Below are 539 nucleotides of genomic sequence, written 5' to 3'. Positions count from 1 at the left end.
GAGGAGCCCGCGGTGGACCCGGCGGGGCTGTACGCGGCGGTGCCGACGGATTCGCGGACGCCGTATGACGTGCGGGAGGTGATCGCGCGGATCGTGGATGGGAGTCGGTTCGCGGAGTTCAAGCGGGAGTACGGGTCGACGTTGGTGACCGGGACGGCGCGGTTGCATGGTCATCCGGTGGGGATTGTGGCGAACAACGGGGTGTTGTTCGGGGAGTCGGCGTTGAAGGGGGCGCATTTCATCGAGCTGTGTGATCAGCGGGGGATTCCGTTGGTGTTTCTGCAGAACATTTCGGGGTTCATGGTGGGGCGGGAGTACGAGGCGGGTGGGATCGCCAAGCACGGGGCGAAGATGGTGACGGCGGTGGCGTGTGCGCGGGTGCCGAAGTTCACGGTGGTGATCGGTGGGTCGTTCGGTGCGGGGAACTACTCGATGTGTGGGCGGGCGTATTCGCCGCGGTTTCTGTGGATGTGGCCGAACGCGCGGATCTCGGTGATGGGTGGGGAGCAGGCGGCGGCGGTGCTCGCCACCGTCCGCCG

General features: G+C 67.0%; 1 protein-coding gene. It reads left to right on the top strand.

The window, feature by feature from the left end:
* Positions 1-539 (top strand): carboxyl transferase domain-containing protein (locus tag ND748_RS33560; RefSeq protein WP_285903035.1); only part of this gene is annotated, 539 nt, incomplete at both ends.

It is taken from the genome of Frankia sp. AiPs1, assembly GCF_023716945.1.
Classification (GTDB): Bacteria; Actinomycetota; Actinomycetes; order Frankiales; family Frankiaceae; genus Frankia.
This window is presented reverse-complemented; position numbering and strand designations above follow the sequence as displayed.